This window comes from Micromonospora sp. DT63 (assembly GCF_049841615.1).
Lineage (GTDB): Bacteria > Actinomycetota > Actinomycetes > Mycobacteriales > Micromonosporaceae > Micromonospora.
On record NZ_JBNCKQ010000002.1, the window covers coordinates 211,257 to 224,900 of the forward strand.

Annotated in this window: 9 protein-coding genes; 2 read left to right on the forward strand and 7 right to left on the reverse strand. The window is 73.3% G+C overall.

The window, feature by feature from the left end:
• The first annotated feature begins 11 nt into the window (after positions 1-11).
• The gene (locus ACLQ27_RS07705; RefSeq protein WP_425866085.1) at positions 12-1,559 is read left to right on the forward strand and encodes a diguanylate cyclase domain-containing protein; all 1,548 of its coding nucleotides are present in this window, start codon (positions 12-14) and stop codon (positions 1,557-1,559) included.
• 30 nt (positions 1,560-1,589) lie between these two features.
• On the opposite strand, the gene prfA is transcribed toward ACLQ27_RS07705, so the two are convergent.
• Positions 1,590-2,678: a peptide chain release factor 1 gene (prfA, locus tag ACLQ27_RS07710; RefSeq protein WP_425866087.1), complete on the reverse strand. Its 1,089-nt coding sequence runs from the start codon at positions 2,676-2,678 to the stop codon at positions 1,590-1,592.
• Positions 2,679-2,804: 126 nt separating this feature from the next.
• Positions 2,805-3,029, reverse strand: a complete 225-nt coding sequence (gene rpmE, locus ACLQ27_RS07715; protein WP_007464546.1) for a 50S ribosomal protein L31 — start codon at positions 3,027-3,029, stop codon at positions 2,805-2,807.
• A 275-nt stretch (positions 3,030-3,304) separates the two neighbouring features.
• Here rpmE and ACLQ27_RS07720 point away from each other — a divergent pair, with 275 nt between their 5' ends.
• Positions 3,305-4,201: an AAA family ATPase gene (locus ACLQ27_RS07720; protein WP_425866089.1), complete on the forward strand. Its 897-nt coding sequence runs from the start codon at positions 3,305-3,307 to the stop codon at positions 4,199-4,201.
• A gap of 48 nt (positions 4,202-4,249) precedes the next feature.
• Here the strand turns inward: ACLQ27_RS07720 and ACLQ27_RS07725 are convergent, their stop codons facing one another.
• The 5 genes from ACLQ27_RS07725 to ACLQ27_RS07745 form a co-directional block, all read right to left on the reverse strand.
• The gene (locus ACLQ27_RS07725) at positions 4,250-7,771 is read right to left on the reverse strand and encodes a phosphodiester glycosidase family protein (protein ID WP_425866091.1); all 3,522 of its coding nucleotides are present in this window, start codon (positions 7,769-7,771) and stop codon (positions 4,250-4,252) included.
• Positions 7,772-8,058: 287 nt separating this feature from the next.
• A complete protein-coding gene (gene rho, locus ACLQ27_RS07730; protein WP_425866092.1) occupies positions 8,059-10,248 on the reverse strand; it encodes a transcription termination factor Rho in 2,190 nt (729 codons plus the stop codon).
• A 295-nt stretch (positions 10,249-10,543) separates the two neighbouring features.
• The gene (thrB, locus tag ACLQ27_RS07735; RefSeq protein WP_425866094.1) at positions 10,544-11,485 is read right to left on the reverse strand and encodes a homoserine kinase; all 942 of its coding nucleotides are present in this window, start codon (positions 11,483-11,485) and stop codon (positions 10,544-10,546) included.
• A 65-nt stretch (positions 11,486-11,550) separates the two neighbouring features.
• Positions 11,551-12,795, reverse strand: coding sequence for an MFS transporter (locus ACLQ27_RS07740; RefSeq protein WP_425866096.1), 1,245 nt, complete (start codon positions 12,793-12,795; stop codon positions 11,551-11,553).
• Between the two features lie 11 nt (positions 12,796-12,806).
• Positions 12,807-13,622: a polysaccharide deacetylase family protein gene (locus ACLQ27_RS07745; RefSeq protein WP_425866098.1), complete on the reverse strand. Its 816-nt coding sequence runs from the start codon at positions 13,620-13,622 to the stop codon at positions 12,807-12,809.
• Positions 13,623-13,644 lie beyond the last annotated feature (22 nt).

Genomic DNA, 13,644 nt, shown 5'->3' on the forward strand with positions numbered 1-13,644 from the left:
GGAGGTTGTGGGTGGGCTGGCTCGACCGGGTCGAGGACCAGGTTGACACCCTCACGCAGGCGCGGGCTTTGCAAGAAGCAAGTCGCTCCGCGGAGTCGTACGCGTTGCTGGAGCGGGTGATCCGCACCACCACCGACCCGGCGGCCCGTGCGGACGCCCTGGTGCAGCGCCTCTCGGCGCTGATCAATCTCGGTCGGACGGCGGAGTTCACCAGGGCCATCGAGGAGGCGTCGGCGGCCGTCCGCGATCTCGCCGAGCCCTATCTGCACGGGCACCTCAACGCGCTGGCCGCGCTCGCCGCGCACCATCAGGGCGCACTGGACCGCTGCGTCACCCACCTCGTCAAGGCCGCCCGGGCGCTCGGCGCCGTGGAGGACCCGGACCGGGACACCGCGTGGGGCTGGCACGACCTCGCGATGGCCTACAGCTACCTCAGCTTCCACGGCTACGCCCTGGGCGCGATCGAACGCGCACGGCAGCTCGGGGTGACCGCCGGAATCCCGGAGGAGACGTTCGCGGCACCGGGCATCCGACTGCGCAACGCGGTGGCCCTGGACCACAACGGGGACAGCGACGGCTGCCTGCGGGTGCTGCGGGACGTCGCCGCCGACCTGGGCCGGTTCGTCCGCAGCGGGCGGGCCAGCCGACTGCGCCCGAGCAGCCTCGCCGCGTACGGATACTCGGCGGCACGTCAGGCCGCGCTCGGCGACCCGCTGGAGCCGACCGGCGAGACCCAGCCGTCCCACCTGCTCAGCCACGGCGGGGACAGCGCCCGCGCGCGGGACATGCGACAGCTCGGCATGGTCTGCCTGGCCGTCGCGGACGGTCGACCCATCGAGGCGGTCGCCCGGCTGGACACCATCCGGGTGTCCACCGAGACGCTCGGCGCGGCCGAACCGGCCCGGCTGCGCAGCATCGCGCTGGCCCGCGCCGGCGACCACTCGGCGGCGCACCGGGCGGACCGGCTGGCGTTCCGGCTCGCCGCGCAACGCAACGACCGGCTGCGGGACGTCTACATCGACGGCATCGCCGCCCGGATCGACCACGAGGAGATGCGTCGGGAGGCCGCCCGGTACGAGGGCGAGGCGCTTACCGACCCACTCACCGGGCTGCCCAACCGGCGCAGGCTGGAGCGGTACATCACAGCTGTCGTCACCCGGGGCGAGCGGGTCGTCATCGGCGTCTGCGACCTGGACGGCTTCAAGGCGGTGAACACCCGCCACGGGCACCACTCCGGCGACCTGGTGCTGCAACGCATCGCCGGGGTGATCAACCGGGTGATGCGCCGGGGCGACTTCGTGGCCCGCTACGGCGGGGACGAGTTCGTGGTGGTGCTCCCGGAGACCGGCATGACCGAGGCCGCCGAGGTGGCCCGCCGGATCGAGGCGGCGGTACGCAACGAGGACTGGGAGTCCCTGGTGCCGGGCACCCCAGTCGGGGTGAGCATCGGCTTCGCGGAGGTCTCCGGCGGCGGCGGGTTGCGCGACGCGCTCAGCGTCGCCTTCGAACAGGCCGACCGGGAGATGCTGCGCGCGAAGTCCCGCCCCCGCGCAAGCTGACCCGCTCAGGGATCGGCAGCGGGGGTGTGGTCAGCGGCGGGTGAGTTCGGTGTCGCCGGCCAGCCGGGCGGCGCGGTCGGCCTCGGCCAGGGCGTCCAGCACCCCGTCCAGGTCGCCGGCGAGCGCCAGGTCCAGGTTGTACGCGGTGTAGCCGATCCGGTGGTCGGTGATCCGGTTCTGCGGGAAGTTGTACGTCCGGATCCGCTCCGAGCGGTCCACCGTGCGCACCTGGGCCTTGCGGGCGTCCGAGGCGGCGGCGTCGGCCTGCTCCTGCGCGGCGGCGAGCAGCCGGGCCCGCATGATCCGCATCGCCTGCTCCCGGTTCTGCAACTGGGACTTCTCGTTCTGGCAGGAGACGACGATGCCGGTCGGCAGGTGGGTGATCCGTACCGCCGAGTCGGTGGTGTTCACCGACTGGCCGCCCGGGCCGGACGAGCGGAACACGTCGACGCGCAGGTCGTTCGCGTCGATGGTGACGTCGACGTCCTCGGCCTCCGGCAGCACCAGCACCCCGGCCGCGCTGGTGTGGATCCGGCCCTGCGACTCGGTGACCGGGACGCGCTGCACCCGGTGCACGCCGCCCTCCCACTTGAGCCGCGACCAGACGCCGTTCCCACCCTCGGGCACGCCCTTCGTCTTGATCGACAGCGACACGTCCTTGACGCCGCCGAGATCCGAGTCCTGCGCGTCGATCACCTCGGTGATCCAGCCGTGCCGCTCGGCGTACCGGGTGTACATCCGCAGCAGGTCGCCGGCGAACAGCGCCGACTCCTCGCCGCCCTCACCGGCCTTGATCTCGACGATCACGTCCTTGGCGTCGTGCGGGTCACGCGGGATGAGCAGCTCGGCGAGACGCTCCTCCAGCCCCGGCAGGGACGCAGCGATCGCCTCGGTCTCGGCCGCGAACGAGGGATCCTCGGCGGCCAACTCGCGGGCCGCGGCCAGGTCGGCGCGCGCCTGCTCCAGCTCACCGGCGGCCTTGTGCAGCGGCACCAGCTCGGCGTACCGGCGGCCCACCCGGCGCGCGGTGGCCTGGTCGGCGTGGATGGCCGGGTCGGCCAGCCGCTTCTCCAGCTCCGCGTACTCGTCGAGGAGGCCGGCCAGACGCTCGCTGCTCATGCTGCGGATGCTCCTTCGACGGTGCGACACCGGGCCGGCCCGACAGCCGACGGCGCGTGGAAACAGGCGAAACGCGGACGGCGCCCGCGTCCGGCAGAAAACCGGACGCGGGCGCCGAACGGGGAGTTACTTGGCCTTCTTGGCCTGAACCTTGGCGTACTTCTGCTGGAACTTCGCGACCCGGCCGGCGGTGTCGAGAACGCGCTGCTTACCGGTGTAGAACGGGTGGCAGGCGCTGCAGGTCTCGACGTGGATCGCCCCGCCCTTGGCGGTGCTGCGGGTCGTGAACGTGTTGCCACAGGAGCAGCTGACCTCGGTGGTCACGTACTCCGGGTGGATGTTTGCCTTCATCTCGCCTCGGTCCTCTCGTTGGTGGTCGCCGGGTCGCCGTCATCGCTCGTCGCGCCGTACACGACGGGCTCGGGCGTGAACCGGAACCGGTGGCCGATTGACCAGTGTGCCATGGGCCTGAGCCAACCCGGCAAGCGGGCCGCACACCTCGTCCGGCATCGTCAACACGTGCCTCCCCGTCCGCATTCCCGCCGCCCGGACGGGCATTCGCCCACCCGGCGGACCACCGCCAGGTACCCCGCCGGGGGTACGCCCGTCGAGCCCGAGGGGCGCCCATGACCCGCCTGATCGCCACCCGGGGACTGCCCGCCTCGGGCAAGACGACGTTCGCCCGCACGCTCCAGCCGTCAGTCGTCCGGGTCAACCGGGACGACCTGCGCCGGATGCTGCACGGCGAGCGGCTCTTCACCCAGTGGGCCGAGGCGCAGGTGACAGTCGTACAGCGGGCCCAGGTCGAGGCGTTGCTGCGGGCCCGGGCGGACGTCTGCGTGGACGACACCAACCTGCGCTCGCGGACGTTGCGCGACTGGGCCGAGCTGGCCGCCCGCCACGGCGCGGATTTCGAGGTGCACGACTTCACCGACGTACCCCTTGACGAGTGCCTGCACCGCGACGCCGCCCGCCCCGCGGCCGAGCAGGTCGGGGCCGAGGCCATCCGTCGGCTGCACGAGCGGTACCTGGTGGGCCGGGCCCTGCCGTTGCCGGTGCCGCAGGCCCGCACCGGGCGCCCCGCCGTCGTGCACCCGCCGTCGACCGAACCACCCGAGATCGTCCTGGTGGACATCGACGGCACCGTCGCGCTGGCCGTGTCCCGCAGCCCGTACGACATGACCCGGGTGGGCGAGGACGAACCGAACACTGCGGTGATCGCGGCGGTCCGGGCGATGCACGCGGCCGGGTACGGGGTGGTCTTCTGCTCCGGGCGGGACGCCTCCGCGCGGGAGGCCACCGAGGCGTGGCTGGCCCGGCATGTCCGGGTCCCCTACCTCGGCCTGCACCTGCGGGCCGTCGGCGACTCCCGCAAGGACTCGATGGTGAAGCGGGAGATCTACGACCGGGAGATCCGGGACCGTTACCGGGTGGCCGGCGTCTTCGACGACCGTGTCCAGGTGGTCCAGATGTGGCGAGCCCTCGGCCTCACCGTGTTCCAGGTGGCCGAGGGCGACTTCTGATGTGCGTCCGGACGGCCCCCCGCGCGTACGGAGGGCCGTCCGGACGGCTCACCGGGTGAGGGCGACGGTGGCCTCGGCGAGGACGCCGTTGACGGCGACGGTGAGGCGTACCGGGGCGCCGGGCCGCAGTGCCGTCAGGGTGCCGGTGGCCGGGTCGAACCGGGCCGTGTGCCAGGGACGCACCCCGGCCGCCCCGCCGATGTGCACCGCGGGCGAGGCGGACCAGTCCGCGCTGACCGGTGCGGCCACCGGGACCGTACGCCCGCCGGGTTGGGTCAGCGTGGCGGTGACCGTCGCCGGTGCGCCTACCGCGACGCTGGCCGGGGCGTTCAGCGCGAGCCGATCGGTGTGGGCGTGGAACTCCGCGTCCACCCAGCGTGGCCCCTCGGCGAGCGGGTCGCGACGGGCCCGGTCGGCCTCGGCCGGAGTGACCGGATCGACACCGAACTCCGTCCAGCCGGTGAACCCGCCCTGGTCGGCGGGGGTCGACGGCGTCTTGCCCGAGTTGCCGTTGATCACGTACGGCACCCCGTCGACCCGGTCGGCGTGGAAGGTGCCGACGTGCCCGCCCACGAACAGCGCGCCCTTGCCGGTGCGGTGCTGGAAGTCGGCCAGCCACTGTTCCAGCAGCGCCGCCTCCTTGCGGTCACCGAGCTGGCTGGCCTGCGCCGGGCTCGGGTCCCGCGGCGGGTGGTGGTGCAGGACGACGACCGAGCCGACGCGCGGATCGGTGGCCGCCGCGTCCAGCGTCTCGCGCAGCATCCGTACCTGGTCGAAGCCGCCACCCCGCAGCGTCCCGGTGGACGAGTTCAGGGTGACGAACCGGGTGCCGGCGTGGTCGAACGCCCGTGAGGTGGCGCCGAACGCGGCAGCGAAGTTGCTGATCGGGGCACCCATGATCTCGTGGTTGCCGGGGACGTAGTACCAGGGCAGCGCGTCGCCCAGCTCCTCGTCGAGGATGCGCCGGGCCAGCGCGAAGTCGGCCGGATAGGCCGTGTCCACGAAGTCACCGTTGATCAGCAGGAAGTCCGGCCGGGCGGCCTTCACCTCGCGCAGCGTCCGCCGGGCCTGGGCGACCAGGTCGCTGTCCGGGTCGGCGGCGACGAACTGGGCGTCGGAGAGCACCGCGAACCGCCAGGGGGCACCGTCCACCGTGCCGTCGCGGACCACCACCCGGTCGGTACGCGGGGCCACTGGCGGCACGTCGATCGTCGGCGGCACCTTCGCCACCAGGTCATCGATGATCACTTCGCTGCGGTACTGCGCGGCGGCGTTGGTCTCGGCCACGTAGAAGCGGCGCACCCGTACCGGGTACTGCACGCCGGCCGGCACCGCGAACTCCACGTACCGCCAGCCGGTCCAGGTGATCAGCGGGCCGCGCAGCACGTGCTGGGTGTCCTGCGCGTCGTGCAGGTGCAGGCTCGGCCACTCCCCGGTGCCGTTGCCGTGGATCCACATGCCGAAGGCCTGCGGCTGGCCGGGGACCTCGATCCAGGCCGGCGGGTCGGCGTACGCGGCCCGGGTGCCGGTGGACTGGCTGAAGTCGTACGACATCTTCAGGCCGGTGCCGGTGTGACCCGGTGCCGGCGCGACCGAGCCGCTGGCCCGGGCCTGGCTGAACCGCCAGGACGCCGCGTCGTCGAAGCCGGCGACCGGCACGTCGGTCAGCCCGACCGTGACCGGCAGGACGGTGCTCGTCCGTCCGACGCGGACGGTCACCAGCGCGGAGCCGGTGTCGCGCAGGGCGGTGACGGTGAGGTTGCCGTCCCGGTTCGGGGTGATCCGCAGCAGGTCGCGGTCGTAGTCGAGGGTGAGGTCCGCCGGCTCGATCGGCGCGGTGTTGCCCTCGGCGTCGTAGCCGACCACTCCGACCAGGGCGTTGCCGTCCCGGCCGGTCAGCCCGATCCGTGGCACCGTGGCGCCGAGCCGGGTCAGCGGGCCCAGGACGGTCAGGCCCAGCGAGCCGGTCGCCCGACCCCGGGCGGCGGTGATCGTGCTGGTTCCCGGAGTGCCGGCGTGGAAGACACCGTCGCGGTCGACGCGGCCACGTACCGCCGGGGTCGCCCGCCAGGTGGGCGCACCCGCCGCCGGGCCGTACGTCTCGTCGTAGCCGGCCGCGGTGAGGGTGCGGGTCAGCCCGGGGAAGACCCGGTCGGGCCGGCCGCCGCGCACCGGGGAGACGCCCGGGGCGGCGGTGGGGTCGCTGGCCGTCTCGACCCAGTAGCCGGTGAGCCGGCCGCTGCCCTTGGGCGCGTAGATCGCCAGGCCGTTGGGCACCGCCCGTTCGCTGCCGTCGGAGGGGCCGTTCTCCACCTGCACGGTCGACGCGCCGGGCTCCCGGGCCAGCAGCGTGGACGATCCGCCACCGTCGAGGTTGAGCGCGTCCCGGGCGCCCAGCTCGGCCATCATCCGGCCCATCTCGGTCTGCGTCACGCCTCGGCTGTCGACCTGCCGACCGTCCACCGTCAGCATGATCATCTTTCGGCCGTCGGCGCTGAACCCGACAGCCGTACGCGGGGCGAGGGTCGCGTCGGCGATGCTCTGCACGACGCCGTCGCGGACCAGGACGTTGCCGCCCCCGACCGCCGCGTGCAGGGCGCTCCCGTCGGACGACTTCGGCCGCCAGGTCACCGAGACCGGGTCACCGACGTGCAGCCCGGCCAGCGCGTCCGCTCCGGCGTCGCGACCGAGCAGCACCGTGCTGCCGGCGACGACCGGGCCGCTGCCGGCCACGCCGGCCACCGCGGCCACCCGGCCGCCGGTCACGGTCACCTCGACCACCCGGGCCGCGCCCTCCACGGCCCGCTGGCGGGAGTACGTCCCCCACAGCTCGGTGAACGCGCCGATGCCGTCGGCCTGCACCATGTTGTTGAACTGGGTCAACGCCACCGGCCCGGTGGGCAGGGTGGCGCTGCCGTCGAAGTTCACCTCGACGACCCGACCGATCCCGGTGGCGGTGACCGCCACGGCGTTGCGGTGACCGCCGACCGCCGACTGGATCAGCTCGCCGTCGCGGATGCCGACGCCCTGTGCGGCCCCCGAGTTGTTGATGTCGAAGAAGTCACCGTTGACCGCGGCGACCGCCCGCGAGTCGTCCACCGCCTTGCGCAGCGGCTCGGCCCGGCTGACCGCGCCGGAGTTGACGTAGTCGACCGTGGACCCGCCGGCGAGGTCGGTGGTGAGCGCGTCGGCGCGCAACCAGCCGTCGGCGTCGTACCTGTCGAAGGAGGTGAGCTGCACGCCCGGCGCGACCGGACGGGTGGCCTTCGTGGTGTCCAGGCCGCCGGCCGGCTCCAGCCCGCCAGCGGCGGCGGCCGGGGCGGCCGGGGCGGCCGGGGCGGCCGGGGCGGCCGGGGCGGCGGCGAGGCTGAGCGAGTCGGCCGGGTGGGACGACGCGGCGGGTGCGTCCTCGGCGGCGGTGGCCGGGAGCGCGGGCGGCGACGCCACGGGCCGGGCGGCCACGGACGGCGCCGGCGGCGCGGCGGTGGCCGGCGGCGACACGGCCAGGGCGAGCAGCGGCGTCAGCAGCAGGACACCGGTGCGACGGGCGGATCGTCTGCGGGTACGCATGGACGACAGTCAACCCGGCAGTGAATAGAAGTTTCAAGACCTGTCGACTGAACCGAAGGAAAATTCCGCCATCCCCGGCTCCTGGCCCCCGCCGAACCCCCTCTGGTGGCGTGCGAGCAGGGTCGGCCGCCCCCTCTCGCTCCCCTTTGCTCTGCTTCAACGGAGGCAACACAAAGCGCCCCGAAGTGTTGCGCCGGTTGAAGCAGAGCAAAGGACGATGAGCGGGCACGACCAAGGGGCACGGCCGCGATGGCCGTGCCCCTTCGTCGTCGGTCAACCGGGAACGGTTACTCCCCCGGCGTCGACTTCGCGATCTGCATCAGGAACTCGATGTTGGTGCGGGACTGCTTGAGCCGGTCCAGCAGGAGGTCCATCGCCGCCTGCGAGTCCAGCGAGTGCAGCACCTTGCGGAGCTTGTGGATGATGGCCAGCTCCTCGGGCGCGAGCAGGACCTCTTCCTTACGGGTGCCGGACGGGTTGATGTCGATGGCCGGGAAGGTCCGCTTGTCGGCGATCTTCCGGTCCAGCTTCAACTCGGCGTTGCCGGTGCCCTTGAACTCCTCGAAGATGACCGTGTCCGCCATGGACCCGGTCTCCACCAGCGCCGTGGCGATGATGGTCAGCGACCCGCCGTTCTCGATGTTGCGGGCCGCGCCGAGGAAGCGCTTCGGCGGGTAGAGCGCGGTGGAGTCGATACCACCCGACATGATCCGGCCGCTGGCCGGCGCCGCCAGGTTGTACGACCGACCGAGCCGGGTCACCGAGTCGAGCAGCACGACGACGTCGTGGCCCAACTCGACCAGGCGCTTGGCCCGCTCGATCGCCAGCTCCGCCACCGTCGTGTGGTCCTGCGGCGGACGGTCGAACGTGGCCGCGATGACCTCGCCCTTGATCGACCGCTGCATGTCGGTGACCTCTTCGGGCCGCTCGTCGACCAGCACCACCATGAGGTGGCACTCCGGGTTGTTCCGGGTGATCGCGTTCGCGATCGCCTGGAGCACCATCGTCTTACCCGCCTTCGGCGGCGACTGGATGAGTGCCCGCTGGCCCTTGCCGATCGGCATGACCAGGTCGATGACCCGGGTGGTCAGGATGTGCGGCTCGGTCTCCAGCCGCAGGCGCTCCTGCGGGTAGAGCGGCGTGAGCTTGTAGAACTCGGGCCGCCGCCGCGCCTCGTCCGGCTCCATCCCGTTGATCGTGTCCAGCCGCATCAGCGGGTTGTACTTGTCCCGCCGCTGGTCACCGGTGTTGCCGCCGTCGCGGGCAGCGCGCACCGCGCCGGTGATCGCGTCACCGCGGCGCAGGCCGTACTTCTTGATCTGGGACATCGAGACGTACACGTCGTTCGGGCCGGCCAGGTAACCGGTCGTCCGCACGAAGGCGTAGTTGTCGAGCACGTCGATGATGCCGGCCACGGGGACGAGCACGTCGTCCTCGCCGACCTGCGGCTCACGGCCACCGGTGTCACCACCGGTCTCCGCCCGCTCGCCACGGCCGCGCCGACGGTCCCGGAAGCGGCTGCGCCGGCCACGCCGACCGCCGCCCTCGCCGTCGTCGTCGTCGTTGTCCCGCTCGACACGCTGACCACGGTCATTGCGGTCGCCGCGCTCCGAACGGTCGTTGCGCTCGGCCCGCTCGCCCCGGTCGTTGCGCTCGTTACGGTCGCCCCGCTCGGCACGCTCGGCACGCTCGCCCCGATCGTTGCGCTCGGCCCGTTCACCACGGTCGGCACGCTCGCCCCGATCGTTACGCTCGCCCCGCTCACCGCGATCGTTGCGCTCACCGCGATCGTTGCGCTCGTTGCGCTCGGTCCGTTCGGTGCGCTCGGCCCGCTCGCCACGGTCGGCACGCTCGCCCCGATCGTTGCGCTCGGCCCGCTCACCACGGTCGGCACGCTCGGCGCGGTCGGCACGCTCCGCGCGGTCGTTGCGCTCGGCGCGGTCGCGGCGGTTCTCGCCACGGTCGGACCGCTCGCCGGCCTCCACCTCGTCGGTGCGGGCCTCAGCGGGACGGACCTCGGAGGAACGCGCCTCCGCGGCGCGCGGCTCGGAAGTGCCGGCCTCGGAGGCACGGGATTCGGCCGGGGCGGTCCGGCTGCGCCGGGTACGGCCACGGCCCTCGGTCGCGGTAGCCGGCTCGGCCGGCGTCTGGTCGGTGCTGCGGCTCTCGGCCGCCGGGCGATCCACGGTCTCCCGCACCTCCTCACGGGCCGGAGCGGCCGCAGCCGCGACCTCGGCTCGCGGTCGAGGGGTCCCGGCGGCGTTGCCGCCCTGCCGCTCGGAGATCGCGGCGATCAGCTCACCCTTGCGCATGCGAGCCGTGCCGGAGATGCCGAGCGACGCAGCCAGGCTCTGCAGCTCTGGCAGCAGCATCGCCGACAGACCGGTGCCGCTGCGCCGACGACGGGCGGGAGCGGCAGCGGTGGCATCGCCAGCGACGTTGGAAACATCCGACGTCACGTCGGTGGTGTCGCTCAATGGATTCCTTCCCTCGATAAGGCCGGGACTGCCCGGAGTCGGAGCTCAGGTGGCCGGGCGGCCTCGGTGCACCCGCCTCGCAAGGACGCGTCGCGGGAGTCTGTGACACAGCAGCCGGTGGTTTCCCGACCCACCAAAAGTCGGTGGGCAGGTCTCGCCGTCTGCGGCGACCTGTGGAAACTGCGGTGCGGCGTGGGCCTTGGCAGGGGTGACGGGCTGACCGCCGAGAGCTTCGGGGGTGCGCCGCCCCGCAGGAGATCGCGTGCTTCGCGGCTGTGCTAGGTCTAGAGCGTAATCAACTCTTCCGACCTGCGGCAACAGGGTCCCGCTCGGCGTGTCCAAGTCTACCCCGGGCAACCCGGGCGCCGCTGACGTCTATCGGTAACTGCCAGATCTGCCAGTCTGTTCCCACCTCGAGGCTCGGCGGCGGCGCGCTGAGCGCCAGCACACTCGGCCCGGCCCCACTGACCACAGCCGCCACACCCGCCGCTCGCAACTCGCTGACCAGGGCCGATGTGCCCGGCATCCCGGGTGCCCGGTAGTCCTGGTGGAGGCGGTCGACGGTCGCCGGCAGCAACAACACCGGGTCGCTGGTGAGCGCGTGCACCAGCAGCGCCGCCCGCCCGGCGGTCAACGCGGCGTCGGCGTGGGGCACGGTGGCCGGCAGCGCGGCCCGCGCGGTAGCGGTCAGGCCGCGCTCGGCCGGCACGAAAACCGTCGGTCGTACGCCGGACGCGACCGGCAGGGACACCGCGCGGGCACCGCCCGGCTCGGACCAGGCCACCGTGAAACCGCCGAGCAGACACGGGGCGACGTTGTCCGGATGGCCCTCGATCTCGGCGGCCAGCCGGAGCACGCCGGGCTCGTCCAGCCGGTGCTCGCCGTCGGCGACCAGGGCACGGGCCAGCAGCACCCCGGCGACGATGGCGGCCGACGACGAGCCCAGGCCGCGCGCCTGCGGGATCCGGTTGACGCACTCGACGCTGAGGCCCGCGGGCTGCGCGCCGAGAACGTCGAAGGTGGCCCGCATGGCCCGCACCACCAGGTGCCGATCGTCGGCCGGCAGCTCACCGGCGCCCTGGCCGCTGACAGTCACCTGGACGCCGGCGGACACGACCTCGGCGGCCAGGTCGTCGTAGAGCCCGAGGGCGAGCCCCAGCGCGTCGAAGCCCGGACCGAGGTTGGCGCTGGTCGCGGGGACCCGGACCCGGACCGGCCCGTCGGTGAAGTTCGGCACGCGCCCATGCTAGGGCCCGGCACCGACGATCCGGTCGGTCGCCCGCACCATGGGACCGCCGGGGTTCAGCCGGCCGGGTCGGGAACCGGTTCGGCGACCGGGTCGGTCAGCGACAGCCGGCGGGTGGCGATCCGCCAGCCGACCGCGTACACGAGGGTCACCAGTCCGCAGCCGGCCAGCACCACCCGTTCGTCCACCACGTCCACCACCAGGGCAACCGCCAGTTGACTCACCGAGATGGCCAGCGTCGCGAGCATCATGTCGGTGGCGAAGACCCGCCCGCGCAGCCGGTCCGGCACCTCGCCCTGCAGGGCGAAGTTCGACATCACCCAGTTGCTGCCGCCCGCGAAGTGCGCCACGAAGACCAGCAGCAGCACCAGCGGGAACCAGCGCACCACCGACGTGCCCAGGTAGGACAGGCCGTACAGCGACATGGACAGCGCGAGCCCGGGCAGCAGCCAGGATCGGTTGGTCAACACCCGCCGCATCAGGATCGGCCCGACCAGCGCGCCGGCTCCCCGCACCGCGAAGAGCAGGCCCGCGCCCAGCGAACCGACCCCGTAGACGCCGGCGAGCAGCGGAAACACGGTCAGCACACCGTTGCCCAGGCCGACCGCCGACTTGACCGTGACCAGCGCCAGCACCCGCGGCCGGTGCCCGATGTAGCCGAGCGCCTCGCGGACCGCCGACCAGGTCCGCTGCGCCGGCACCTCCGGGTCCCGGGCCGCCTGCAACGGCCGGCGGATCCGGGTGGCGAGGCCCGCGGCCACCGCCAGGCCGACCGCCGCCACCCAGAAGCAGACGTACGGGCCGGCAGCCGAGCTGAGCACACCACCCAGTGAGGCGCCCACCACAGTCATGGTGCCCCAGGCCGAGCCGGCCACGGCGTTACCGGCGGCCAACTCGTGCGGCTCCAGGACGTTGGGGAGCGCGGCCTGGGCGGCCGGCGAGTAGAACGCCTTGGCGACCGCGACGGCACCGATCGCCACCAGCGCCAGCCAGGCCGTACCGCGGTCGCGGACGCCGAGGAGCAGCAGCACGCCGGCCAGCGCGGCCACGTTCGCGGCGATCATGATCTTCCGCCGGTCGAAGCGGTCGGCGATCGTGCCGGTGTACGGCAGCAGCAGCGCCACGATGCCGGTGTCCACCGCCAGCACCAGGGCGCCCCAGACCCCACTGCCGGTCAGCTGCGGCAGCAGCACCAGCAGCGGCACCATGACGAACCAGTCAGCGCCGAAGACCACCAGCTCGGCGAGGAAGAGATTGCGAAAGCTCCGATTGCCGGTAAGGACCGAGAGGGTGGACGCCACGGAGCGGGACCCTACCCGGTCGGTGTGGGGGCCACACCGGGTCCCAGCAGCGCCGAGACGGTGACGAAGGTGTAGCCACGCGCCCGCAGCCCGGCGATCATGTCGGGGAGGCCGTGCAGCGCGACCAGACGTCTCCGGTCACCGACGTCGTGCCCGAGAACGATCGTCCCCGGCCGCACGTTGGCCACGATCCGCCGGGCGTGGCCGGCCGGGTCGTCGGGAAACTCCCGCTCCACCATCTGCAACGACCAGAGCACCAGCCGGTAGTTCAGCCGCGATGCCGCATGCAGCACCGCACCACCCAGGTGGCCGTACGGCGGGCGGACCAGCCGCGGTGGCCGGCCGGTCACCTCGGCGATCGTGTCGTGGCTGCGGCGCAGGTCGTCGTACGCCGCGGCGGCGTCCAGCCGGGCGAGGTCCCGGTGCGCCCAGCTGTGGTTGCCCACCTCGTGCTCGCCGAGCCTGTCGCGTACGAGGTCGGCGTGCTTCCGGGCCTGAGCGCCGACCAGGAAGAACGTCGCGGGCACCCGGTGCTGGGCGAGGGTGTCCAACACCATGGGCGTCCACTGTGGCGCCGGCCCGTCGTCGAAGGTGAGCGCGACCAGCCGCTGCGTGGTCGACCCCGACCAGATGACCGGCACCACGCCCGAGCCGACGTCCTGCGGCCCGTTGCCGACGGTGGCGCTGGCCGGGCCGCCGGCGAGCGGCAACCGCCGATGGGTGAGCCAGACGTCGGTGACGCCCGCCCCGGCGGCCGCCCCGGTCACCACGAGCGCCCCCCGGCGCAGCAGATCGCGCCGGGACCACCCGTGCGCGCTCTCGGTCATCCACCCGCCCCGCTCGCCGTCA